This window comes from Devosia sp. Root105, assembly GCF_001424865.1.
Lineage (GTDB): Bacteria > Pseudomonadota > Alphaproteobacteria > Rhizobiales > Devosiaceae > Devosia_A.
This window is the reverse complement of the sequence record NZ_LMCR01000020.1, coordinates 150199-173885: the sequence shown is the minus strand read 5'-3', so window position 1 is coordinate 173885 and position 23687 is coordinate 150199. Positions and strand designations below refer to the sequence as shown.

At 65.5% G+C, this 23687-nt stretch carries 25 protein-coding genes; 19 read left to right on the top strand and 6 right to left on the bottom strand.

From position 1 onward, the window contains the following. Nucleotides 1-161 precede the first annotated feature (161 nt). The 10 genes from ASC68_RS26395 (at nucleotide 162) to ASC68_RS26350 (ending at nucleotide 8971) form a co-directional block, all read left to right on the top strand. Nucleotides 162-2582, top strand: a complete 2421-nt coding sequence (locus ASC68_RS26395; RefSeq protein ID WP_055886837.1) for a methyl-accepting chemotaxis protein — start codon at nucleotides 162-164, stop codon at nucleotides 2580-2582. A 130-nt stretch (nucleotides 2583-2712) separates the two neighbouring features. Continuing rightward, nucleotides 2713-3012, top strand: coding sequence for an antibiotic biosynthesis monooxygenase (locus ASC68_RS26390; protein ID WP_156384782.1), 300 nt, complete (start codon nucleotides 2713-2715; stop codon nucleotides 3010-3012). Then, the gene (locus tag ASC68_RS26385; protein ID WP_082528508.1) at nucleotides 2984-3361 is read left to right on the top strand and encodes a DUF1801 domain-containing protein; all 378 of its coding nucleotides are present in this window, start codon (nucleotides 2984-2986) and stop codon (nucleotides 3359-3361) included. Before ASC68_RS26390 ends, ASC68_RS26385 begins: the two co-directional genes overlap by 29 nt. Before the next feature lie 42 nt (nucleotides 3362-3403). After that, a complete protein-coding gene (locus tag ASC68_RS26380) occupies nucleotides 3404-3766 on the top strand; it encodes a methylglyoxal synthase (RefSeq protein WP_082528507.1) in 363 nt (120 codons plus the stop codon). Between the two features lie 148 nt (nucleotides 3767-3914). Further along, nucleotides 3915-4697: an ABC transporter ATP-binding protein gene (locus tag ASC68_RS26375; RefSeq protein WP_055886822.1), complete on the top strand. Its 783-nt coding sequence runs from the start codon at nucleotides 3915-3917 to the stop codon at nucleotides 4695-4697. Beyond that, nucleotides 4697-5401, top strand: coding sequence for an ABC transporter ATP-binding protein (locus tag ASC68_RS26370; protein WP_055886819.1), 705 nt, complete (start codon nucleotides 4697-4699; stop codon nucleotides 5399-5401). Before ASC68_RS26375 ends, ASC68_RS26370 begins: the two co-directional genes overlap by 1 nt. A gap of 5 nt (nucleotides 5402-5406) precedes the next feature. After that, nucleotides 5407-6408 (top strand): branched-chain amino acid ABC transporter permease, encoded by a 1002-nt coding sequence (locus ASC68_RS26365; RefSeq protein WP_055886816.1) that lies wholly within the window; start codon nucleotides 5407-5409, stop codon nucleotides 6406-6408. Next, nucleotides 6405-7694 carry a branched-chain amino acid ABC transporter permease gene (locus tag ASC68_RS26360; RefSeq protein WP_055886814.1) on the top strand — a complete coding sequence of 430 codons (1290 nt, stop codon included), beginning with the start codon at nucleotides 6405-6407 and terminating at the stop codon, nucleotides 7692-7694. The genes ASC68_RS26365 and ASC68_RS26360 overlap by 4 nt, the downstream gene beginning before the upstream one ends. A gap of 84 nt (nucleotides 7695-7778) precedes the next feature. Then, entirely contained in the window at nucleotides 7779-8318 is a 540-nt protein-coding gene (locus ASC68_RS26355; RefSeq protein ID WP_082528506.1) for an MbcA/ParS/Xre antitoxin family protein, read from the top strand. After that, the gene (locus ASC68_RS26350) at nucleotides 8315-8971 is read left to right on the top strand and encodes an RES family NAD+ phosphorylase (RefSeq protein WP_055886811.1); all 657 of its coding nucleotides are present in this window, start codon (nucleotides 8315-8317) and stop codon (nucleotides 8969-8971) included. The genes ASC68_RS26355 and ASC68_RS26350 overlap by 4 nt, the downstream gene beginning before the upstream one ends. Before the next feature lie 166 nt (nucleotides 8972-9137). On the opposite strand, the gene ASC68_RS26345 is transcribed toward ASC68_RS26350, so the two are convergent. The 3 genes from ASC68_RS26345 to ASC68_RS26335 all read right to left on the bottom strand — a co-directional run bounded on the left by ASC68_RS26345 (nucleotide 9138) and on the right by ASC68_RS26335 (nucleotide 12104). Beyond that, nucleotides 9138-9785, bottom strand: a complete 648-nt coding sequence (locus tag ASC68_RS26345) for a TetR family transcriptional regulator (RefSeq protein WP_055886807.1) — start codon at nucleotides 9783-9785, stop codon at nucleotides 9138-9140. A gap of 34 nt (nucleotides 9786-9819) precedes the next feature. Continuing rightward, nucleotides 9820-10758 (bottom strand): SDR family oxidoreductase, encoded by a 939-nt coding sequence (locus tag ASC68_RS26340; RefSeq protein ID WP_055886804.1) that lies wholly within the window; start codon nucleotides 10756-10758, stop codon nucleotides 9820-9822. A 137-nt stretch (nucleotides 10759-10895) separates the two neighbouring features. Then, nucleotides 10896-12104, bottom strand: coding sequence for an ABC transporter substrate-binding protein (locus ASC68_RS26335; RefSeq protein WP_197421420.1), 1209 nt, complete (start codon nucleotides 12102-12104; stop codon nucleotides 10896-10898). 283 nt (nucleotides 12105-12387) lie between these two features. Between ASC68_RS26335 and ASC68_RS26330 the strand changes: the two genes are divergently transcribed. The 5 genes from ASC68_RS26330 to pyc all read left to right on the top strand — a co-directional run bounded on the left by ASC68_RS26330 (nucleotide 12388) and on the right by pyc (nucleotide 19792). Next, on the top strand, nucleotides 12388-13473 hold the full coding sequence (locus ASC68_RS26330; protein ID WP_055886798.1) for a glycine betaine ABC transporter substrate-binding protein: 1086 nt from the start codon (nucleotides 12388-12390) through the stop codon (nucleotides 13471-13473). Between the two features lie 281 nt (nucleotides 13474-13754). Further along, entirely contained in the window at nucleotides 13755-15254 is a 1500-nt protein-coding gene (locus ASC68_RS26325; protein WP_055886795.1) for a GGDEF domain-containing phosphodiesterase, read from the top strand. A 17-nt stretch (nucleotides 15255-15271) separates the two neighbouring features. After that, nucleotides 15272-15742 (top strand): GNAT family N-acetyltransferase, encoded by a 471-nt coding sequence (locus tag ASC68_RS26320; protein ID WP_055886790.1) that lies wholly within the window; start codon nucleotides 15272-15274, stop codon nucleotides 15740-15742. A gap of 116 nt (nucleotides 15743-15858) precedes the next feature. Beyond that, on the top strand, nucleotides 15859-16269 hold the full coding sequence (locus ASC68_RS26315) for a TIGR01244 family sulfur transferase (RefSeq protein WP_244488567.1): 411 nt from the start codon (nucleotides 15859-15861) through the stop codon (nucleotides 16267-16269). A gap of 82 nt (nucleotides 16270-16351) precedes the next feature. Beyond that, on the top strand, nucleotides 16352-19792 hold the full coding sequence (pyc, locus tag ASC68_RS26310; RefSeq protein ID WP_055886784.1) for a pyruvate carboxylase: 3441 nt from the start codon (nucleotides 16352-16354) through the stop codon (nucleotides 19790-19792). Nucleotides 19793-19795: 3 nt separating this feature from the next. On the opposite strand, the gene ASC68_RS26305 is transcribed toward pyc, so the two are convergent. Then, nucleotides 19796-20215: an EVE domain-containing protein gene (locus ASC68_RS26305; RefSeq protein ID WP_055886780.1), complete on the bottom strand. Its 420-nt coding sequence runs from the start codon at nucleotides 20213-20215 to the stop codon at nucleotides 19796-19798. A gap of 209 nt (nucleotides 20216-20424) precedes the next feature. After that, nucleotides 20425-20733, bottom strand: a complete 309-nt coding sequence (locus ASC68_RS26300) for a YkvA family protein (protein WP_055886775.1) — start codon at nucleotides 20731-20733, stop codon at nucleotides 20425-20427. A 112-nt stretch (nucleotides 20734-20845) separates the two neighbouring features. Between ASC68_RS26300 and ASC68_RS26295 the strand changes: the two genes are divergently transcribed. Further along, nucleotides 20846-21433 carry a TetR/AcrR family transcriptional regulator gene (locus tag ASC68_RS26295; RefSeq protein WP_197421419.1) on the top strand — a complete coding sequence of 196 codons (588 nt, stop codon included), beginning with the start codon at nucleotides 20846-20848 and terminating at the stop codon, nucleotides 21431-21433. 11 nt (nucleotides 21434-21444) lie between these two features. Further along, nucleotides 21445-21825 carry a RidA family protein gene (locus ASC68_RS26290; protein ID WP_055886769.1) on the top strand — a complete coding sequence of 127 codons (381 nt, stop codon included), beginning with the start codon at nucleotides 21445-21447 and terminating at the stop codon, nucleotides 21823-21825. Between the two features lie 7 nt (nucleotides 21826-21832). On the opposite strand, the gene ASC68_RS26285 is transcribed toward ASC68_RS26290, so the two are convergent. Continuing rightward, nucleotides 21833-22042, bottom strand: a complete 210-nt coding sequence (locus ASC68_RS26285; RefSeq protein ID WP_055886766.1) for a DUF4287 domain-containing protein — start codon at nucleotides 22040-22042, stop codon at nucleotides 21833-21835. A gap of 146 nt (nucleotides 22043-22188) precedes the next feature. Between ASC68_RS26285 and ispG the strand changes: the two genes are divergently transcribed. Both ispG and ASC68_RS29415 read left to right on the top strand, forming a co-directional pair. After that, nucleotides 22189-23427, top strand: a complete 1239-nt coding sequence (ispG, locus tag ASC68_RS26280) for a flavodoxin-dependent (E)-4-hydroxy-3-methylbut-2-enyl-diphosphate synthase (protein WP_055886763.1) — start codon at nucleotides 22189-22191, stop codon at nucleotides 23425-23427. Continuing rightward, entirely contained in the window at nucleotides 23424-23546 is a 123-nt protein-coding gene (locus ASC68_RS29415; RefSeq protein WP_282569976.1) for a hypothetical protein, read from the top strand. Before ispG ends, ASC68_RS29415 begins: the two co-directional genes overlap by 4 nt. Nucleotides 23547-23687: the final 141 nt, after the last annotated feature.

Below are 23687 nucleotides of genomic sequence, written 5' to 3'. Positions count from 1 at the left end.
GCCGGCCGACGGAGTCATCGCCGGCCGCCACATTTCAACCAAAAGTCCTACCCGGAAGCATCGCCGTTTGACGCGATGTTAACGCTGCCATGCTGTGATCCCTGGTGAGACGCAGGACGCATTTCAGCTCGTCGACACTCCAGAAGGACTACGACCCCTCCATGCCCGCCAAGACCAAATTCAAGCTGCCGTCGCTGAAGCTTCGGGGCTCAATCATTCTTGCCGCCGCCGCCATTTTCACGGTCGCGATCGGCGCATCGCTCTATTACGTGGTCTCCAGCAACCGCGCCCAGGACCTGGCGCAGGCCGACGAAGTGGTCGGCGGGCTGGCCGAGACGCAAGCCGAGTCGATCAAGACGTTCCTGACCGGCTTTGCGGTGGCGGCCGATTCGACGGCGCGCACCGCCGAGGCGCTGCTCGCCAACCACGATACGTCGCCGACCACCTATGGCACGATCGTCACCAAGCAGCTGGCGAGCCTGCCGGGGGCGCTGGGCGTCTACATGATGTTCTCGCCCGACTCGGCGCTCTATGCGCGCCCGACCTTTGCCGGGTCGCACTTCCTGATCAGCGGCAACCATGTCGGCATTCTCGCCGAGAACAAGGCGGACGGCACGGTGGGCTATGGTTCGCTCGACAGTCCGGCGGGCTTTGACAGCTGGTTCACCGGACCGCTGAAGGCGGGTGTCGCGGCGATCTCGGGCCCCGACAGTATCGAGGGCAAGCTCTACACCAGCTTCACCAACATCATCAAAGATCCCTCGGGCAAGGCCGTCGGCATGAGCGGCGTCGCCTTCGATTCGGCAGTGCTGGCCGCCAAGCTCGGCAGTGAGCCGCCGATGGGTAATGGCTTCATGGGCATCATCAACCAGCGCAATGTCTGGGTGCTGAACCCCGATCCCAAGCTGATCGGCACGGAAGTGAGCGAGCCGTGGGCGCTCGAGGCGCTGAAAGCCATGGCATCGTCCGAGACATTCTCGTCGACCGGCGAAGCCGCCGGCCAGACCTGGAAGATGAATGCCCGCAAGGTCGACCTGCCCGGCGCCGATGCGGCCTGGACGGTGGTCGTCGCCGTGCCGCAGTCGACGCTGCTCGCCGACTCCGAAGCGCAGCTCCTGAACCTCCTGATCGGCGGCGTGGTGATCTTTGCGCTCGGCCTTCTGGCGTTCGCCTGGCTCGGTACGGCAATCGCCAAGCCGATCAGCCGGATGACCGGGGTGATGCGCAAGATCGCCGATGGCGACTACAGCGTCGAAGTGCCGTTCGGCGCGATGCGCAACGAGATCGGCGACATGTCGAAAGCCGTCGAGGTGTTCCGCGCCAACGGCCTGAAGGTGGCCGAGATGACCGAAGCGGATGCGGCGCGGATCATCCGCGACCAACAGGCGCGCAGCGCCATGATGGCCGAGCTGCAGAAGGCGTTCGGCCAGGTGGTGGATGCGGCGGTGGCCGGCGATTTCTCGCGCCGGGTGGAAACCGAATTCCCCGATGCCGAGCTCAACGCCATTGCCGGCTCGATCAACAACCTCGTCGCCACCGTCGATCGCGGCCTCGGCGAGACCGGTGAAGTGCTGGCGGCTTTGGCCGACACCAACCTCACCAAGCGGATGGAAGGCCAGTATGAGGGCGCCTTCGCCCGGTTGCGCGATGACACCAATGCGGTGGGCGACAAGCTGAGCCACATCGTCGGCCAGCTCAAGGAAACCTCGCGCTCGCTGAAGACGGCGACCGGCGAGATCCTCTCGGGCGCCAACGACCTCAGCGAACGCACCACCAAGCAGGCGGCGACGATCGAGGAAACCTCGGCGGCGATGGAGCAGCTTTCCACCACCGTGCTGCAGAATGCCGAGCGGGCCCGCGAAGCAAGCGAAGTGGCGAGCACCGTCACCCGTACCGCCGAAGAAGGTGGGCAGGTGATGGGCGACGCCAACGCGGCGATGGAGCGGATCACCCAGTCGTCGGCAAAGATCTCCAACATCATCGGGCTGATCGACGACATCGCCTTCCAGACCAACCTTCTCGCCCTCAACGCCTCGGTGGAAGCGGCGCGCGCCGGTGATGCCGGCAAGGGCTTTGCGGTGGTCGCGGTGGAAGTGCGGCGGCTGGCGCAGTCGGCCGCCAGCGCCTCGAGCGAGGTGAAGGCGCTGATCGAGCAATCGGGCACGGAAGTGAAGACTGGCTCGAAGCTGGTGGCGGACGCCGCAGCGCGGCTCGTCGCCATGCTGGAGGCAGCGCGTTCGAGCAACCTGCTGATGGACGGCATTGCACGCGACAGCCGCGAACAGGCCTCGGCGATCGAAGAGGTGAACACCGCGGTGCGCCAGCTCGACGAGATGACGCAGCACAATGCGGCGCTGGTCGAGGAGACCAACGCGGCGATCGAGCAGACCGACGGGCAGGTGAACGAGCTCGACCGGATCGTCGATATCTTCACCATCTCGGGCGCCGCGCCGCAGCGGGTGGTGCAGGTGGCGCCGCCGGCCCGCGGCATCAAGGGCCTGCAGGAGCGGGTGAAAAAGGCCGCGAGCTCGTATCTGAGCCAGGGCAATGCCGCGATCGACAAGGACTGGGCGGAGTTCTGATCCGCCCGGATCTGCTTCGACAAATGCTGAGCGGCTCACAATTGTGAGCCGCCAGCGATAACCCTGACACTCGGTGTCAGGTGATCCATGCGAAACCCTCTTCCGCGTTACAACGGAGAGGGTTTTGTTCATGACCCAGACACTCGAGCTCGTCACCTTTCGGCTGGCCCGCGGCAGCGGCCAGCAGTTCATCGATGCCAATGCGGCGATCAGCGACTGGCTGAAGCGGCAGCCGGGGTTCGTGTCGCGCCACCTGGCCGAGCGGGATGACGGCAGCTATGTCGACATCGTGTTCTGGCAGACGCACGAAGCCGCACTGGCGGCCAGCGGCAAAATGATGGAAGAGATGGCCCAGAGCGAGGCCATGACCATGATCGATCCAATGGGCCTCGAGATGAGCCATGGCACAATCCGACTCTCGGTCGACTGAAATGGTCGCCGACCTCCTGCAAATCGTACGGTCCTTCCCGCAACCCGTCGCGGATCTCGCGCAGAACCTGGCGCTGACGCTGCTCTCGGTGCGGCCAGACCTCGACGCCAAGGCTCGGCTCGGCTGGGGCTCGGTCAACTACCGGCACCCCACCGCCGGGTTCGTCTGCGCCATCTTCCCGATGGAGGATCATGTCTCGCTGGTGTTCGAGCATGGGCGGCTGCTGAGTTCGCCTTTGCTCGAGGGCGACGGCAAGCAGGTGCGCTTCATTCGCTTCGAACCGGGCACGCCGATCCCCGAGGACGAGATCGCGATCCTGCTTGCCGAGGCCATTGCGCTCAAGGCTTGAGCCGTGCAGAAAACCTCCGACGACTACCTCCGGAGATTTCCCATGGCGCGGATCGGGCTCGTGGCGCACGACGACAAGAAGGACGAACTGGTCGCCTGGGCGAAGCTCAACCGGGACAAGCTCGCCTTGCATGAGCTGTGGGGCACCGGCACCAGCGGTGGACGGGTGACCGACGGCACCGGGCTGCCGGTGACGCGGCTGCTCAGCGGGCCGCTGGGCGGCGATGCGCAGCTGGGCGCAATGATCGCCGAGGGCCGTCTCGATGCGCTGGTGTTCTTCCAGGATCCGCTGACCGCCATGCCGCATGACGTCGATATCAAATCGCTGACGCGGCTGGCGACGCTCTACAACATCCTGTTGGCGCCAAACCACAGAACGGCCGACGCAGTGCTCGCGGCGCTTTGACCGTCTGGTCAAAGTCTCCACAACCCTATAATAGCCGCCCCCAATCGAAACGCGGTGCTTGGTTGACCGGTGTTTGTGCATATGCGCAGATGACCGCAAAACCGGCATAAGCCGCGAAGAAGAACGATTTCATCAGGACGGGGGCGGGGTGTCCTTCGACGCAGTCATCGACGTGAAGAACGTCAGCAAGCGCTTTGGCGGCTTGCGCGCAGTCAACGATTGTTCGCTCCGGGTCGAGCGCGGCTCGATCACCGGGCTGATCGGGCCGAACGGCGCCGGTAAATCGACGCTGTTCAACCTGGTCGCGGGCAATATCGTGCCCGATAGCGGACAGATTATCTTTGATGGCCAGGATGTTACCGGGCTGAAACCGCATCAGCTGTTTCACCGCGGCATGCTGCGCACCTTCCAGATCGCGCATGAATTCTCCAACATGACAGCGCTGGAGAACCTGATGATGGTGCCCTCGGGCCAGCCGGGCGAGAGCCTGGTCAAGACCTGGCTGATGCCCGGCGCCATCAAGCAGGCCGAGCGCTCGGTGCGGCAGAAGGCGCTCGACGTCATCGATTTCCTGAAGCTCGGGCATGTGAAGCACGAGCTCGCTGGGAACCTCTCGGGTGGGCAGAAAAAGCTCCTGGAGCTCGGCCGCACCATGATGGTCGACGCCAAGGTGGTGCTGCTCGACGAGGTGGCGGCCGGCGTCAACCGCACGCTGCTGCAGGATCTGGCCGCCAATATCGAGCGGATGAACCAGGAGCTCGGCTACACCTTCTTCGTCATCGAGCACGACATGGATCTGATCGGGCGGCTGTGCGACCCGGTGATCGTCATGGCGCAGGGCGAGAAGATCGCCGAGGGTCCGATGAGCGAGATCCGTGCCAACCCCGAGATTATCGAGGCCTATTTCGGCTCTCCGGTGGAGGCCGCGTAATGGCACTGCTCGACATCAAGGACGTCGTCGGCGGATACGGCGGCGCGCCGATCCTCAATGGCGTTAACCTCGCGATCGAACAGTCCGATATCGGCGTGATCGTCGGCCCGAACGGGGCCGGCAAGTCGACGACGCTGAAGGCGATCTTCGGGCTCTTAAAAGTCACCGAAGGCTCGATCAGCTTTCATGGCGAAGCGATCCAGAACTCGCTGCCGGACCGGCTGGTGCCCAAGGGGCTGAGCTTCGTGCCGCAGGAAAAGAACGTCTTCACCTCGATGAGCGTTGAAGAGAACCTCGAGATGGGGGCGTTCACCCGGACCGACGACTTCAAGCCGACGATGGAATGGGTCTACGACATGTTCCCGGTGCTGCGCGAAAAGCGCCGGCAGCCGGCTGGTGAGCTTTCTGGCGGACAGCGCCAGATGGTGGCGATGGGCCGGGCGCTGATGAGCCAGCCCAAGCTCCTCTTGCTCGACGAACCGTCGGCAGGCCTCAGCCCCCGTTACGTGCTCGAAATCTTCGAGCAGATCGTCAAGGTCAACAAGGCGGGGGTCGCCATCCTGATGGTCGAACAGAACGCGCGGCAGGCGCTGGCCTTTGCCTCGCGCGGGTTCGTGCTCGCCACCGGCAAGAACCGCTTCACCGGCACGGGCGCCGAGCTCATCGCCGATCCCGAAGTCGCCAAGAGCTTCTTGGGGGGCTGACGGCAATGAATGAACTGATCTTCTTTTTCAACAACGTCGTCGTCGCCGGCGTGGTGCTGGGCTCGATCTATGCGGTCGGCGCCATCGGCGTGACGCTGATCTTCGGGATCCTGCGCTTCGCGCATTTCGCCCATGGCGACATGATGACCATGGGGGCGTTCATCGCGTTCCTGCTCGCCATGGCGGCAACGGCGCTGGGCATCACCACCCCGGTGGTGCCGACCGGCTTTCTGGTGCTGCCGCTGGCGATGATCCTCGCCGCGATCATCGCGCTGGGGCTCGACAAGGGGTTCTACGCGCCGCTGCGCAAACGCGGGGCACGACCGGTGACCATGCTGATCGCCTCGATCGGCGTGACGCTGATCATCCAGGGGATGATCCGGCTGTTCTTCGGTTCGGGCACCTACTCGTTCTTCGAGACCGAGCAGAAGCAGCTGGTGCGCATCCCGGTGCCGCTCGAGGGCGTCACCCGCACCATCAACTTCACCCAGCCGCAATTGCTGATGGTGCTCTGCACCGCGGTGGCGGTGCTGGCGCTGCACTTCTTCCTCACCCGCTCGCGGCTCGGCAAGGCGATGCGCGCGATGGCTGACAATGCCGACCTGGCGCAGGTTTCGGGCATCAACACCAAGCTGGTGGTGCGGGTAACCTGGATCATTGCCGGCTCGCTCGCGGCGATGGCCGGCACCATGCTGGCGCTCGACGTCAACCTGAAGCCGGACCTGGCGTTCAACATCGTCCTGCCGATCTTCGCGGCGGCAATCGTCGGTGGGCTGGGGCAATCCTACGGCGCCATCGCCGGCGGTTTCCTGATCGGCTTTGCCGAGACGCTGGCGATCTTCAACTGGTCGGTGCTGCTCAGGCCTGTGGCCGGCTCACTGCCGTTCGAGCTGCCGGCGACGCTGGCAATCGTGCCGACCGAATACAAGCTGACGGTGGCCTTCGTGATCCTCGTGGTAGTGCTGCTGTGGCGCCCGACCGGTATCTTCAAGGGAGCCTCGACATGATCGCGCGTCGCTCCCTCGTGATGTTCGCCGGCCTGTTCGTGCTGTTCACGGTGATCGGCTGGTTCCTCGGCGCGGCCAATATCTCGCTGCTCCTGGTGCAGAGCTTTGCCTATGCACTGATCGCGCTCGGCCTCAATATCCAGTGGGGCTATGGCGGGCTGTTCAACTTCGGCATCATGGGCATGCTGATGCTGGGCGGCGCGGCCGTCACCTTCATCTCCTATCCGGTCAACGCGCAGTTCTGGGGCTCGGAAGGGCCGCTGATGCTGGGCAAGGCGCTGCTGGCGTTCCTCGCCGGGTTCCTGCTGGTCTGGGGGGCGCGGCACGCCGATCGCATCGGCATCAAGGGGCGGTGGAAGAGCGTCGTCACCGTTCTTGCCTGGATCGTCGCCTACATCGTCTATCGCAGCCAGATCGATCCGGCGGCGGCCTATATCGAGACGGCCGGCGGCGGCTGGGTCGGTGGGCTCGGTCTCCATCCGGTGCTCGGCTGGCTGTTCGGCGGGGTGCTGGCAGCCGGTGTCGCCTATGTGGTGGGGAAGATCTGCCTGGGGCTCCGCACCGACTACCTCGCCATCGCCACCATTGGCATCTCGGAGATCATCCGGGCGCTGCTCAAGAACATGGACTGGCTGACCCGCGGCACGCTGACCGTGTCGCCGATCCCGTGGCCGACGCCGATCCCGCAGGACCTGCAGGCGCAGGGCGTGTCGATCTCGGAGTCGTTCATCTATGCGCGGCTGGGCTTCCTCGGCCTCGTGATCCTCGTGCTCGCCGTCGCCTTCTTCCTGGTGCAGCGCGCCTATGGCGGGCCGTGGGGCCGGATGATGCGGGCGATCCGCGACAACCACATCGCCGCGGCCTCGATGGGCAAGAACGTCACCCGGCGGCAGCTCGAGATCTTCGTGCTCGGTTCGGTGCTGATGGGCATCGGCGGCGCCATGCTGGTGAGCTTCCAGCAGATCTACGATCCGGGCGCCTATCAGCCGATCAACCACACCTTCCTGATCTGGGTGATGGTGATCGTCGGCGGGGCGGGCAATAACTGGGGCGCAGTGTTCGGCGCGCTGCTGATCTACATCACCTGGATGATCTCCGATCCGGTGTCGCAATGGCTGTTCAACAACATCTCGAACTGGTCGACCGATATGGGCTGGGGCGCGATCCCAGAAATCCAGTCGCGCGCCAGCCAGATGCGAGTGTTCGTGCTCGGCGTGGTGATCACCATCGCGCTCCGCTACGCGCCGCGTGGCTTGATCCCGGAAGTGGTGCGGCGCGAGGCGTAGCGACAGGCTCGGGCCAGATCCGGAGGGTGCGCTTGTAAGTTGTCTGGATTTGGACTATGTCTTGATCCGGACAAGGAGCGTATCATGCAGTTCGGGTTCCGTGAAAAGCCGCGGGCGGCGTTCGTACCGGCGAATGGCAGCGACGACATCGTCGATTTCGGCCGGTTCACGGCGCCCAACCGGCGCCGGCTGAGCGGGCCGGCGCTCCGGACGTTCCTCAACATCGCCGAGCTCTGGGGCCTCAATGAGGAGCAGCGGCGGCTGGTGCTCGGTTATCCCTCGCGCTCGACCTACCATCATTGGGCCAAGCTGGCGCGGGAGCTGCAGCCGTTCACGCTCGATCTCGATGCGCTGCTGCGCATCTCGGCGGTGTTCGGCATCCATCAGGCGCTGGGCGTGCTGTTTGCTGACGAGGCTGAAGGGGTGCGCTGGCTCAAGGGGCCGCATCTGGCGCCGCTGTTCGGCGGACAACCGCCGCTGACGCTGGTCACCTCGGGCACGCAGGACGGGCTGATGGCGGTGCGGCGCTTCCTCGATGCGGCGCGCGGCGGGCTTTACATGCCACCCAATGCGCTGGATGCGGCGTTCACCCCGTACGAAGACAGCGACATCGTCATCCGCTGATGCAGGCGCCCGCCCCGCAGCCGAGCCATCGGCTGATCCCGTCGCGATTTCCACCGATCGGGCTGTTCGACTCCGTCGCCACCACTGCCGATGCCGAGGCGGTGATGGAGCTCGCCGGCTGGACCAATGACCGGCTGGTCAGGCAGCGGCTGGCGCGCCTGCCGCAGCACGAGTGGGTGTTCGGCCGGGCCAATTCCAGCATAGTCATGGCGGCGTTCCTGCATGCAGCGCCGGGCGGTTCGCGCTTCAACGGGCCGGAGCTCGGCGCCTGGTACGCCGCGGCGGCGCTGGTCACGGCGATCGCCGAGGTCGGGCATCACCTGAGGCGCGAAGCGCTGGCCCGCGGCACGGAGACGCTGCAGCGCACCTTCCGCAGCTATACGGCGCGGCTCGCGGGCAGCTATCGCGATATCCGCGGGAGCGAACCGGAGCTGCATGCGTCCGACAGCTATGCGGCGGGGCAGGCGTTCGGCGAAGGCCTGCGGGCTGCTGGAGAAGACGGCGTGCTCTATGACAGCGTGCGCCACCGCGGCGGCAGCAATGTCTGCGCCTATCGGCCGAGCCAGGTGCTCGACGTGGTGCAGGCGGAGCATCTCGAGGTGACGGTCAGCGTCGGCGAGAAGCGGATCGAGGCGAGGCGGCTGGGGGCTTAGGGGCTAACCTCGCTGGATCCGGTGCGGGCTGCCCCCCCACCCCTGTCCCCTCCCCGCAAGGGGGAGGGAGACCCTCACACAACCCCCTCAGTTTGCGTCTCCCTCCCCCTTGCGGGGAGGGATCAAGGGTGGGGGGCCACAGCCACCGGCGGCAGCAACCTACCCGCTAAGCAATACTGGCAAGGATCGCTCGTACCGCGCGGGGCAGGTCGCGTTCGATGTTGGGGCGGTGTCGGGCGAATTCCGGGCGCGACAGTACACGCTCGGCGACCGGGGCCGGGTGGGCGCCCGGCCACATGCCGGCCACCAGCGAGCCGATCATGGTGATGGCCCACAGTGTATCTTCGGCCGAGGCCTTGGGCAGCCGGGTGCGGAGCGCCGCGGCCATCTCGCCGGCCATGCCGCCCATGGTGCGCTTCACCATGACGATGGTGTCTTCGGAGACATTGGTCTCGAGGGTGTTGGAGAGAATCGAAGTGAGGTGGCCGAAGCGCGGACGGGAGGCAAACTGCTCGGTCACGGCACGCGCCAGCCCGTCGAGGTCACCTTCGGGGGTGGCGGCGATGGCTGCGGCGAGGGCAGGGACCAGTTGTTCCATCTCGGCGAGGAACAGGCTCAGCAGCACCTCTTCGCGGCTTTCGAAATAGCGGTAGACATTGGACTTGGTGAAGCCGGCGCGGGCGGCGATGGCGTTGAGGCCGGCGCCGAGCGGGCCCTCGGCATCGAACAGCTCGGCCGCCGCCGCGAGCAGCGTGTCGCGGCGGGCCTGGATTTCCTCGGGCTTGCGGGCCCGCTGGAAGTTCGTGCTGGTCATCAGGTGCCTGTGGTGCGGCGCGTCGATGCCGCTGTCAAGCCGGCAGCGCGGCCAGCGCCGGAAAGCGCGTGCCGGTCAGTTGCTCCGACACGGTCCAGAGCCGCGCCGCGACTGCCTGGTCCTTGGCATGGGCCGGGATGCGGCCGTCCTTGGGCGGGCCGACCAGCTCGAAGCGGTGGCTGGGGCTATAGTAGCCGCCGGGCACGGCGGCAGGGGAGGTCGCGGCGAAGAGCTGCGGCAAGGCGCCTTCGGCCGGGGTCTGGCTCATCAGCGGCGAGAGGATGCGAACGGCGAGCCCAGATAGCCCAGTGATGCCGGGACCGTTGGGGATCAGTTCGGTGCGGGCATAGCCGGGATGCGCCGCAGTGGACTTGAGCCGCCAGCCGGCGCGGTCGCTCTGGCGTTGCAGCTCCAGCGCAAACATCAACATGGCGAGCTTGGATTGGCCGTAGGCCTTGAACGGCCGGTAGAGCCGCTCGCCCTCAAGGTCGTCGAAATCGATGCGGCCGGAATGCGCGTAGCCCGAGGAGAGCTGCACCGTCACCGGCGCTTTGGCGCGGGCCAGCAGCGGCAGCAACTGCGCGGTGAGGGCGAAGTGCGACAGATAGTTGGTGCCGAACTGCTGCTCGAAGCCATCGACGGTGAGCTGTCGGGTGGGCAGGGCCATGACGCCGGCATTGTTGACGAGGATGTCGAGATGGTCGTGCGTCCCGGCAAAGCGCTCGGTGAAGGCGGCGACATTGGCGAGAGCGGCGAGATCGAGGCTCTCATACGACACTCTGGCGCGCGGGATTTCGGCGCGGATGCGGGCGAGGGCGGCGGCGCCCTTGTCGGCATTGCGGCCGGTCAGCACCACGTCCGCGTTCGCACGAGCGAGGGCGAGTGCAGTTTCATAACCGAGCCCGCCGGTGGCGCCGGTGATGAGGGCAAGCTTGCCCGATTGATCCGGAATGTCTTTGGTCGACCAGCTCATGGCTGCACCTCAATAAGAGAACGATGGTCTTCAATTAAGAGACCGTCGGTCTGTTTGCAAGGTGCCGCCAAAAGAAAAAGGCCCGGGATCGCTCCCGGGCCTCAGAATTGCTGAAGGCTAAAGGCCTCCTGTGGTGCTTACTTCACCGGGCCGACTTCGACGAACTTGCCGTCGGTGACGCCGACTTCAACGATGATGCCGTCGACGTCGCCGGCCTTGTCGAAGTCCGCCGGACCACCGGCGCCGTCATAGTCGATGTCGGTGCCGGCCTTGATCAGCTCGAGCGCCTTGGCCCACTCGCCGGGCAGGATCTTCTCGCCCGGAGCCGAAGCGACTTCACGCAGAGCGGCCGAGAGGCCTTCGCGCTTGGCCGAACCGTTCTTCTCGATCGCGAGGGCGAGGAGGAACGCGGCGTCATAAGCCTGCGGCGCATAGGTCGCCGCCGGGTCCTGGCCGGCATCGGTCGCCAGCTTGATGTAGGTGTCGGCCGAGGCACCGGTATAGGCGCCAGCGCGGGTGGCGATGATCTTGCCGTTGACGGCAGCCGGATCGAGGCCGGTCACCAGGTCGTCGCCGATCATGCCGTCGCCGCCGACGAATGCGGTGAACTCGCCGCCTTCGATGGCCTGCTGCAGCACGGTCTTGCCCGAGCCCGAAGCATAGGCGAGGATCACCAGGTTCTGCGAGCCGCCCGAGGACAGCTGGCCGAGCTCGGCGCGATAGTCGGCTTTGCCGTCTTCATGGGCGATGTTGGCCGACACAGTGCCGCCATTGGCGGTGAACTGGGCGACGAACACGTCAGCGAGGCCCTTGCCGTAGTCGTTGTTCACGTAGGTGACGGCAACGTCCTTGATGCCCTTCTGGGTCAAGAGGTCAGCAAGCTTGACGCCCTGGAAGGCGTCCGACGGAGTGGTGCGGAAGACCAGGTCATTGTCTTCGAGCGTGGTGAGCGCCGGCGCCGAAGCCGACGGCGAGATCTGCACGACGCCGCCCGGGATGCCGGCAGCAGTGGCAGCGCCGATGGTGGCGCCGGTGCAGAAGGCGCCGACGATGGCGGTCACCTGATCGGTGTTGACGAGCTTGTCGGCGGCCGGGCCGGCCACGGACGGATCGCAGGCGGAGTCACCGGTGACGGAGACGATCTTGCCGCCGCCGAGGATGCCGCCCTGGGCGTTGACCTGGTCGAAAGCCAACTGGGCGCCGGCGACGATCGGCGGCGCCAGGCTTTCGATCGGCCCGGTCAGATCGCCGAGAATGCCGATCTTGACGTCTTCGGCGAGCGCCGGAACTGCGAGACCGAGCACGGTCGCGGCAACGGCGAGGCCAAGGATACTGGATTTGTTCATGATGTCCCTCTGCAACGTCGCTCCGCCGTGCGGCGTTGTTTACCGCCGTCTCCACCGAAGCAACAATCAACGGGGGCACAACCCGTGCCCCGCTGCGGGCGATATTGCATAAATTGCGAAGGCGAGTCATCCGCTTTTGATCAAGTGGTAAAAGCCCCGCCGGACATTTGTCTGAAGGGGTTCCAGGTTCATGCTGCGTCGCGAGATCGGACCGAAAAGTCTGCAACTTTTCCTGATCGCGCTTTATAAGTTCGAGCCCTGATCCGTTCCTCGCGCCGGTCCGATGATAAAGCTGTTCCGCTGCCTCTCCATTTTCGTACTGGCCTTGTCGCTGCAGGGCGTCCTGGCCCAGGCGGTTCCCGCACAGGAATCGGTGCAGACGCTCGATCCTCCGGCAGAGGGCGCGGCGGCCGATCCGGCGATCGGCGAGGCGCCGCCTCCGCCGCCCTGCGGCACGCAGCAACTGGCCATCGCGCGTATGGCCTGGCCATCCTCGGCACTATTGGCCGAGGTGCATTCGCGGCTCCTCACTGCCAACTATTTCTGCAACGTCGCGGTACAGGAAGGCGACTTGGCCGCCACGGGCTCGTCGATGGGCGCCACCGGCCAGCCGGCGGTGGCGCCGGAGCTGTGGATCGGCCGGATCGCCGATATCTGGAATGCCGCGATGAAGGGCCAGAAGGTGCGGCAGGCCGGAGCGCCCTATGCCGATATCACTTTCGAAGGCTGGTTCGTGCCCGAATACGCCGCGATCCAGTGGCCGGAGGTCACCACGATCGAGGGGCTCAAGGCGCATGCCGCCGATTTCGGCGACGGCAATGGGCGCGGCAAGTTCATCTCCTGTCCGGTCGACTGGGGCTGCGCGGTGGTGAACCGCAATATGCTGCGCGCCTATGGGCTCGACCAGCTGTTCGACATCGTCGAGCCGGCCAACCGGTTCGAACTCGATACGCTGATCGCCGAGGCGGTAGGACGGAACGAGCCGATCCTGTTCTATTACTGGCAGCCCAATGCGGTGCTGGCGCAGTTCGCCTTCAAGCCGGTGACGCTCGCCGCCTATGACCGAGATGCGTTCCTGTGCATGGGGCGCACCACCTGCGCTTCCCCGACGCCGACCGGCTTTGCCCCGGACCCGGTCGTGGTGGCGCTGGCCGAGTGGGTCTATCTCGACGCGCCGCAGGTCGCGGCCTATTTCGGTCGGGCGCGCATGCCGTTCGCCGAAATGAACCTGATGTTGCAGCAACTGGGCGAGGCAGGAGCGACGGTGGAAACCGTGGCCGACCGGTTTATCGCCGAACGCAGCGAAATCTGGCGGCCGTGGGTCGGGTTGCCGCCACTGGAGCCGCCGGCCGAGCCGGCGCCGCAGTAACGCTTCATTAGCCACGCTTGCGGCACCAGGGCGACAGTTGCTGCACTGTCATGAAGCCTGGCTAGCCTGCTGGGCCGATCATTCGGCGCTATCGCCCTAGGCGCTTGTATTCGTTGTCATAATTCTTCGTCGTTAGGCCTTCCGAAAGCTTCTGGGAGGAGGCTGCCGCACGATTGTGCGCGGCAGGCCGCGTGTCATCGATTGTTTTGTCGCGCTTTCGCGAGGGAAAAGTCTCTCAACTTTCCCTCAAAGCGCTCCGGCGGAGCCAGGAGGCCCTTTCGTTGCAACGCCAAGCCTCACTGCAGCATGTCATCAGGACTTACCGGCTGGTGTTCGCCGGGGTTGCGGCGCTGATCGTGGTGACGGGCGTGATCGCGCTCATCGGCTATTTCACCGATCCCCGCGCCATCGAGATGGTGGTGGTGCGCGTGCTGGCCGGCGCCAGCCTGCTGCTGCTGCTGCGCTGGGGCTATGTGCGGCTGCGGCAGGAGCTGGCGAGTGCTGCCGAGGAACAGCGGCAACTGCTCGATCTCGCCTATCGCGACGCGCTGACCGGGGCGCACACGCGCTCGTACTTCTTCAGCGCGCTGAAGCAGAGCCTCTATGGCAACGACCGGCCGGTCGCCTACCTGCAGATCGACATGGACAAGCTCAAGGTGCTCAACGACTCGCACGGCCATGGCGCCGGCGACGCGGCGCTGGTGCACCTGGTGAAGACGCTGAAGACCCTGCTGCCGGATGCGCTGATCGGCCGGCTCGGTGGCGACGAGTTCGGCATTGCGCTCATCGGCCAGGACAGCCGGCCGGCGCTGGTGCGGCTGGGCGACCAAATTCTTGCCACGCTGGGCCAGCCGATCAGCATTGACGGGCGGCCGATCCGGCTCTCGGCCACTATCGGGGTGGCGCTGTGGCCGCAGGACGCGGCCGAGCTGGATGAGCTGATCTCCAAGGCGGACCTGGCGCTCTACAAGGGCAAGAAGGAAGGCCGGGCCGCGACTGTGGCGTTCGAGAGTGAGCTGATGGCCGACGAGCGGCACAAGCGCTTCGTCGAGCGCGACCTGCGCGCGGCGATCCTGCTCAACGAGCTCGAGCTGCACTACCAGCCGATCTTTGCCGTCGACGGCACGACGCTTTGCAGCCATGAGGCGCTGGTGCGCTGGCAGCATCCGGTGCGCGGGCAGGTGCCGCCCGGCGATTTCATCGGCATTGCCGAGCAGTCCGACCTGATCGACAAGCTGGGCGACTGGGTATTGCGGCGCGCCGCGGCCGATCTCGTGGCGCTCGGAACGCCGCATGTCGGCATCAATGTTTCGGTGGTGCAGCTCAGGCGCGGCGATTTCGCCGAGCGCTTTGCCGATATCCTGATGGAAGCCGGAATCAGCGGCAGCCAGATCGTCATCGAGATCACCGAGTCGCTGCCGCTGAAATCCGGGACGGTGGAACTGAGCAATATCGAGGCGCTGCGGGCGCTCGGGGTACGGGTGGCGATCGACGATTTCGGCAGCGGTTTCGCCAGTCTCGAATATCTCAGGGGCTTTCCGTTCGACATCATCAAGATCGACCGCTCATACGTCGCCAACCTGCCGGGCAGCCGGATCGACGGGCTGATCGTCACCTCGATCGCCAAGATCGCGCAGTCGATGCAGGTTGAGGTGATCGCCGAGGGGGTGGAGACCGCCGAGCAGCTGCTGTTCCTGCAACAAGCCGGGGTAACGGCGCTGCAGGGCTATTTGCTGGCCCGGCCGGAACCGCTGCGGTCGCGCTTTGCTTCCGCCGCCTGAGGGCGTAGCTCTAGGCCATGATCACCCGAGACCCCATCAAGATCCGCATCGCCGAGCCGCATGAGGCGGGGGCCATCGCTGCCATCGTGGTGGCAGCCTATGCCAAATGGGTGCCGCTGATCGGGCGCGAGCCGATGCCGATGCGGGTCGACTACGAGAAGGCGGTGCGCGAGCACCGGTTCGACCTGGCGGTCGAGGGAGAGACCATTCTCGGGCTGATCGAAACGGTGCCGCACCCCGACCACCTGTGGATCGACAATGTCGCGGTGGCGCCGGCGGCGCAGGGCCGTGGCATCGGGCGCATGCTGCTGGCCTCTACCGAGCAGCGAGCGATCGCGGCCGGTCATCCCGAACTGCGGCTCGTCACCAACGGAGCGTTCGAGAGCAATATCGCGCTGTACACGCGGATCGGTTTCGTCGTGGACCGGATCGAGGATTTCCTCAACGGCAAGGCGGTCTATATGCGGAAGCCGTTGCATGAGACCTAATCCAAAGTCGTGAGACTTAGGGCTGGCGCTGGCGCGCCTTGCCTCCCGACGAGGCCGATGTCTATAAAGGCTTCCGGGAAGACCCAGGCATATCTATCGGAGTATGTGATTTGGACGTGAAGCGGATCAACGACCACGTGAGCGTGTCCCCGCAGATCAGCCCCGAGGATGTGGCCGCCATCAAGGCCCAGGGTTTCGTCGCTATCATCAATAACCGGCCGGACGGGGAATCCCCGGACCAGCCTTCCGGCGCGACGATCGAGCAAGCGGCGCACGACGCCGGCCTCGCCTATCACTACATTCCGCTCGGCCGCGAGGGCATCAGCGCCCAGATGGTCGAGGAGACCAAACAGGTGCTCGAGGGGAGCACCGGCCCCGTGTTCTGCTACTGCCGTTCCGGCACCCGCTCGACAACCCTGTGGGCGTTGAGCCAGGCCGGCAAGGCGCCGGCCTCCGAGATCATCTCGGCGGCAGCGAATGCGGGTTACGACATGTCCCACCTCGCGGGACATCTGAGCCAGAAATAGGGGCAGCGGCCCCTCGGGCCGCGGCCCTCGTCTCCCTTGCCGGCACTCGCGTGCCTCGCCCCCTCCTGCTCGGGTTAAATCAATGCCGATCAAGAAAATCCTTGTCGCCAACCGCAGCGAAATCGCCATCCGGGTGTTTCGCGCGGCCAACGAACTGAACATCAAGACGGTCGCCTGCTATGCCGAAGAGGACAAGCTGGCGCTGCACCGGTTCAAGGCCGACGAAGCGTACCTGATCGGAAAGGGCAAGGGCCCGGTCGAAGCCTATCTGCAGATCGACGAATATATCCGCATCGCCCGCATCTCGGGCGCCGACGCGATCCACCCGGGCTATGGCCTGCTCTCGGAGAGCCCCGAGTTCGCCGACGCCTGCGAGGATGCAGGGATCATCTTCATCGGGCCGCGGGCCCAGACGATGCGCGACCTCGGCAACAAGGTGGCGGCGCGCAACATGGCGATCGCCTCCGAGGTGCCGGTGGTGCCGGCGACCGAGGCGCTCCCCGACGACATGAATGAAGTGAAGCGCATGGCCGCCGCGATCGGCTATCCGCTGATGCTGAAAGCGAGCTGGGGCGGCGGCGGTCGCGGCATGCGCCGGATCATGGACGAGTCGACGCTGGTCCACGAAGTCTCCGAGGGCAAGCGCGAAGCCAAGGCGGCGTTCGGCAAGGACGAGATGTATCTCGAAAAGCTGATCGAGCGGGCCCGCCACGTCGAGGTGCAGCTGATCGGCGACGACCACGGGAACCTCGTGCACCTGTTCGAGCGCGATTGCTCGGTGCAGCGGCGCAACCAGAAGGTGGTGGAGCGCGCGCCGGCGCCGTATCTCAGCCAACAGGTGCGCGACGACCTCACCGGCGCGGCGATCCGGTTGGGCCAGGCGGCGAACTACCGGGGCGCCGGCACGGTCGAGTTCCTGCTCGATGCCGATACCGACAAATTCTACTTCATCGAAGTGAACCCGCGCATCCAGGTCGAGCACACGGTGACCGAAGTGGTCACCGGCATCGATATCGTGAAGGCGCAGATCCGGCTGCTCGAGGGCGCGGTGATCGGCACGCCCGAATCCGGCGTGCCGAAGCAGGAAGACATCCGGCTCAATGGCAATGCCATCCAGTGCCGCGTCACCACCGAGGATCCGGAGCACAACTTCATTCCGGACTATGGCCGCATCACCGCCTATCGCGAGGCGACCGGGTTCGGCGTGCGCCTCGACGGCGGCACCGCCTATGCCGGTGCGGTGGTCACCCGGTTCTACGATCCGCTCTTAGAAAAGATCACCTGCTGGGCGCCGACCGCTGACGAGGCGATCGCCCGCATGCACCGGGCGCTGCGCGAGTTCCGCATCCGCGGCGTCGCGACCAACCTGGCGTTCCTCGAGAACATCATCACCCACCCGGATTTCATCGAGAACCGCTACACCACGCGGTTCATCGACACGACGCCGGCGCTGTTCGATTTCAAGCAGCGGCAGGACCGGGCGACCAAGCTCCTCACCTATATCGCCGACGTCACCGTCAACGGCCACCCGGAAGTGCGCGACCGGCCGCGGCCGCCGGCCGACGCCGCGGCGCCGGTGGTGCCCGAATACGAGCCGCTGATCGTCGTCGAGGGATCAAAGCAGATTCTCGACCGTGACGGACCCAAGGGCCTGGCGCGCTGGATGAAGGCGCAGGAACAGGTGCTGTTCACCGACACGACGATGCGCGATGCGCACCAGTCGCTGCTCGCCACCCGCATGCGCTCGTTCGACATCACGCGTATCGCCCGCGCCTATAGCCGCGGGCTGCCGAACCTGTTCTCGCTCGAATGCTGGGGTGGCGCGACCTTCGATGTGTCGATGCGCTTCCTCAACGAAGACCCTTGGGAGCGGCTTGCGGCAGTGCGCGAGGGCGCACCCAATATCCTGACGCAGATGCTGCTGCGCGGTTCGAACGGCGTCGGCTACACCAACTACCCCGATAACGTGGTGAAGTTCTTCGTCTCGCAGGCGGCGAAGGGCGGGGTCGACGTGTTCCGCGTGTTCGACTGCCTGAACTGGGTGGAGAACATGCGCGTCTCGATCGACGCGGTGATCGAGGCCGACAAGGTGGCCGAAGGCGCCATCTGCTATACCGGTGACCTGCTCGACCCCGATCGGGCCAAGTACGACCTCAAATATTATGTGGGGCTGGCCAAGGAGCTCGAAGCCGCCGGCGCGCATGTGCTGGGGCTCAAGGATATGGCGGGGCTGCTGAAGCCCGCCGCGGCCAAGAAACTGATCGAGACACTGAAGCAGGAAATCGGCCTGCCGATCCATCTGCACACGCACGACACCTCGGGCGCGGCTTCCGCGACGATCATGGCGGCGGTAGATGCCGGCGTCGATGCGGTCGATGCGGCAATGGACGCGCTGTCGGGCACGACGTCGCAGCCGACGCTCGGCTCGCTCGTCGCGGCGCTGAAGGATGGGCCCCGTGCCCCCGGGCTCGACCAGAAGGTGATCCGCGAGATCTCGTTCTACTGGGAAGCGGTGCGTAACCAGTATCGCGCCTTCGAGAGCGACCTGAAGGGCGGCGCCTCGGAAGTGTACCTGCATGAAATGCCGGGCGGGCAGTTCACCAACCTTAAGGAGCAGGCCCGTTCCCTTGGTCTGGAAAGCCGTTGGCACCAGGTGGCGCAGACCTATGCCGACGTGAACCAGATGTTCGGCGACATCGTGAAGGTGACGCCGTCGAGCAAGGTGGTGGGCGACATGGCGCTGGCCATGGTGTCGGCCGGGCTGACCCGCGCCGATGTCGAGGACCCGCAGCGCGATATCGCCTTCCCGGATTCGGTGGTCGGGTTCTTTGCCGGCGACCTGGGCCAGCCGCCGGGTGGCTTCCCCGCCGCCCTGCAGAAGAAGGTGCTGAAGGGCAAGAAGCCGCTGACCGAGCGGCCGGGCTCATACCTCAAAGACGTCGATCTCGAGGCCGAGCGCAAGAAGGTAGTCAAGGACATCGGCGGTGAGGTCGATGGCAAGCGGCTCGCCTCGTACCTGATGTATCCCAAGGTGTACGCGGACTTCGTCAAGACGCAGGACAAGTACGGCCCCACCGAGGTGTTGCCGACGCCGATCTATTTCTATGGTCTCAAGGAGGGCGAGGAAGTGTTCCTCGACCTCGAGAAGGGCAAGACCCTGGTGCTGACCTACCAGGGCCGTACCGAGACCAACGAAAAGGGCGAAGTGCGCGTCTTCTTCGATCTCAACGGCCAGCCGCGCACCATCACCGTGCCGGACCGGCTGAAGGTCGGCGAGGTGAAGGTCCGGGCCAAGGCGGCCCTGGGCGATGCCAAGCAGATCGGCGCGCCGATGCCGGGCGTGATCTCGTCGCTGGGCATCAAGGTCGGCGACAAGGTGGTGGCCGGCGACGTGCTGCTGTCGATCGAAGCGATGAAGATGGAAACCGCCATCCACGCCGAAGCCGACGGCATTGTCGCCGAGGTCACGGTGAAGCCAGGCGACCAGATCGACGCCAAGGACCTCCTGGTCCGGTTCGAATAAGCCTCAGACTTCCGCACCCATCGCCGTGGCGATGGTGCGGAAGTCGCTCTCACTGATCTCGAACAGGCCGAAGCGCATCTGGTAACCCCAGTTGGCCTTGCCGCGGGTGAACTCGAGCCGCTCGAGCAGTGGCGCGATCGGGGCTTCGGCTGCCTCGACGTAATCGACATTGCGTCGCCAGGGTGTGAAGTCGCCGCCCATCACGCCCTGGTAGAGCGCTTCGTCGCGCACCCGGCCGATGGTGGTGAAGCTTTGCAGCCGGTCCTTGCCGCCGATGGTCTCGGCCGGCGAGTAGTAGGTGACCCCATCGCCGGCGCGGATGCGCTGCAGCGGGGCTTTCTTGCCGTGGTTCACCTGCATGAAGCCGGCGCGCCCGCGACGGGCGTGTTCGGCTGAGGCCACTGCGATCCAGTACTTGGTCATGGTCGGTCTCCGTCATCGCGGAGACCCTGGACCGGGTAACTGTCAGTTTTCGGCAGTGGTGAGCACAGAATAGCGCTTGCCGTCCATCGCCCCATGCGCAGCCTAGAGGACTGGCAACCGATCCAGCAGCCCGTCGAGGAAGCTCGCCAGCCAGTGTCTCAGCGACTGGGGTTTGTCGCGGCCATACTGTTCTGAGCTGAGCGCCATGTTCAGCGCCGGCGATAGGTGCCGTCGATCTCCTTGGCGCCGTCGGCCGTACGCCGGTAGACCGGCGCCTTCTGCGGCAGCAGCTTCACGATCAGGCTGACCAGCAGCGGCACGACGATGAAATCGTCGACCCAGCCGAGCAGCGGGATCATGTCGGGGATCAGGTCGATCGGGCTCAACAGGTAGGCCGGCACCAGCAACATCAGCGCCTTCAGGTGCACCGGCGTCTCCGAAGAGACGAAGGCCTGCCAGAGCGTGATGAGTTCCTTGCGGAAGGTGAGGAAGCGGGCGAGGAGCGAGAACCTGTTCATGCCGTAGAAATGGTCTCGGCCGATGACGGCTTCAAGGGGTGCTGCAGACGGTCGCAGCCTCGGTGTACATTTTAGAATTTGCATTCTAAAATGTATGTTCTATAATTCCGCTATGGCTAGAACACGCAGCTTCGATCGCGACGCCGTCCTTGCAGCGGCCGGCAATGCCTTCCGGCAGCATGGCTATCGCGATGCCTCGATCGCCGAGCTGGAGCGGGCAACCGGGCTCGTGTCGGGCAGCATCTACAATGCGTTCGGGGACAAGGCCGGGTTGTTCCGGGCGGCGCTTGAGCACTATGTGCATGGCTTCGTGCGCCAACGGGTCGCCGCGTTCGCCGGGGCGGATGCGGGGCTCGAACAGCTGGAGCAGCTGTATCTCTCGGTACTGGAACCGCCGCTGTCGGATGGCTACGGCTGCCTCGTCAACAATTCGATCATCGAGTTCGGCACTGCACCGGGCATTGCGTCGGATGGCATTGCCGAAACGCTGACGCTGGTGCGCGAGGGGATTGCGAGCGTGCTGGCCCGCGAGATCGGCTCGGTCGGCGCCGAAAGCGAGGCCATGCAACTGGTGCTGCTCTACCACGGCGTGCTGACGCTTTCGCGCAGTGGCACCAGCCTCGAAGCGATGCGTGGGGCGGTCAGCGCCACGTTCGAGCGGCTGCATGCCAGCCGTGCCCAACACAACAAGAAGCAGTGAGAGGATCCACGATGCTGACCATGCTCAACCCCGGCGGCAATGCCCCGGAGGCTCCGTACAGCCACGGCGCCCTCGCCACCAACGTCACGCGAACGCTCTACATTTCGGGGCAGGTCGGCGTCGATGCAGCCGGTCGGATGGGCGCCGATATCGGCGAGCAGGCGCAGATCGCCGTCGCCAACCTCAATGCCGTGCTGGCGGAAGCGGGAATGACCCCGGCCAACCTCGCCAAAGTAACGATCTACCTCACCGACGACAGCCTGATCCCCGGTTTCATGCAGGCGGCCGGCGGTGGCTTGCCGTCACCGCCACCGGCGACGACGCTGCTGGTGGTGAAGGCGCTGGCTGCGCCACCACTGCTGGTCGAGATCGAGGCGATAGCCGTCGACTGAAGCGGTGCTACTTCAGTCCGGCGCGATCCTTCAACAGCTTGACGATCGCCATGGCGTGGCCGTGGCCGAGCTGGTAGTCGGCCTTCAGCCAATCGGTGATTTGTGTGGCCTTGGTGCCGGCTTTGATAAAGCCTTTCGCGGTGGCGAGGCTGATCCACTGGTCCGGCGTGACGCCGGTCTGCTTCTCGATATTGTCGAGATAGGCTTGGAAGGTCATGGGCGGCTCGCTTCAATCGGTCACGCAATCGTAACATTGCGCCCTCAACCTCAAAGGCCTATTTGCTGAGGCGACAAGTCCACGATTGTCGCGCTTTCGAGCTGGAAGAGTCTCCTGCTCCTGCTGAAGCGCTCCAGGGGTTTTCGATGAGCATTTCTCCCCGCCGGCACTCGGTCGGCGTCAATGTCGGTGGCGTGATGGTGGGCGGCGGCGCGCCGATCGTCGTGCAGTCGATGACCAATACCGATACCGCCGATATCGAGGCGACAGTGCGCCAGGTGGCGCAGCTGTGGCGCGCCGGCTCGGAGATCGTCCGCATCACCGTCGATCGCGACGAGGCAGCGGCCGCCGTGCCGCATATCCGCGACCGGCTGGCAGCGCGCGGCATCACTGTGCCGATCGTCGGCGACTTCCACTATATCGGCCACAAGCTCCTGACCGACCATCCGGCAGCGGCGGAAGCACTGGCCAAATACCGGATCAACCCGGGCAATGTCGGCTTCAAGGCGAAGCGCGACACACAGTTCGCGACGCTGATCGAACTGGCGATGCGGTACGACAAGCCAGTGCGCATCGGGGTCAACTGGGGCTCGCTCGATGAAGAGCTGCTGACCCGGCTGATGGACGAGAACTCGGCCTCGACGACGCCGGTTTCGGCGGCTGCGGTGCAGCGCGAGGCGATTATCCAGTCGGCGCTGCTCTCGGCGCAACGGGCCGAAGAACTCGGGCTCGCCCGGGATCACATCATCCTCTCGACCAAGGTGTCGGACGTCCAGCACCTGATCGCGGTCTACCAGGACCTTGGGGCGCGCTGCGATTATGCGCTGCACCTGGGGCTGACCGAGGCGGGCATGGGCTCGAAGGGCATCGTCGCCTCGTCGGCAGCCATGGGGATCCTGCTGCAGCAGGGGATCGGCGACACCATCCGCGTGTCGCTGACGCCCGAGCCGGGCGGCGACCGCACGCAGGAAGTGCGGGTGGCGCAGGAGCTGCTGCAGACCATGGGCTTCCGGCAGTTCCTGCCGGTGGTCGCGGCCTGCCCGGGCTGCGGGCGCACCACGTCGCAGACTTTCCAGGTGCTGGCCAAGGAAATCCAGGACCACCTGAGTGCGTCGATGCCGGAATGGAAGGAACGCTATCCGGGCGTCGAAAGCCTGTCGGTGGCGGTGATGGGCTGCATTGTCAACGGCCCGGGGGAGAGCAAGCACGCCAATATCGGCATCTCGCTCCCCGGCACCGGCGAAACCCCGGCCGCGCCGGTGTTCGTGGATGGCCAGAAGGTCGCCACGCTGCGCGGCGCCGACGTCGCCGAGCAGTTCAAGGTGATGGTCGCCGACTATATCGAGAAGCGCTTCGGCACGGCCGAAAAGACCGCAGCCGAATGAGCCGCCTGCGCGACTGGCTGTTCACCGGCGAAGCGGCGCGGCGGCGCTGGCTGTGGCTCGGCGTGCTGGCGCTGCTGCTCATCGTGCTGTGGCTGACGGGCAATCTCAGGCAGCAGTAGGGCAGCGGGCGGCGGCTCGCCTTTGGAGTCCTGTGTCCAAGACCTCTCTGGCGCCGGTGCGGGCTGACCCCCACCCCTGTCCCCTCCCCTTGCAAGGGGGAGGGAGCACACTGATATCGCAGTCAGCGTCTCCCTCCCCCT